Genomic DNA, 282 nt, shown 5'->3' on the forward strand with positions numbered 1-282 from the left:
TACAGGAGAAGGCCGGCTCATAGCACAGAGCGCAGCTCCTCTCGCGCAGTCGTTAGAGCAGCTCCAGCAGAAGATCGGGATTCACTTTCGCGATCCAGGCCTTTTACTCGAGGCGGTCACCCATAGCTCGTTTGCGAATGAGAGTCCGCACCAATCGCCGCGTGACAACGAACGCCTCGAGTATCTCGGCGACGCCGTCCTGCAGCTGATCACCGCGGAGTATCTGTACAAGCACCACCCCCGCGCGGCCGAGGGCGAGCTGACCCAGACTCGTTCGGCGAT

The 282-nt window shown here is 61.3% G+C and carries 1 protein-coding gene; it reads left to right on the forward strand.

The features are described 5' to 3' along the window. A partial coding sequence (locus L5849_RS15720; RefSeq protein ID WP_305040853.1) for a ribonuclease III domain-containing protein occupies nt 1-282 on the forward strand: 282 nt, incomplete at both ends.

The sequence above is a fragment of the Erythrobacter sp. SN021 genome, assembly GCF_021864455.1.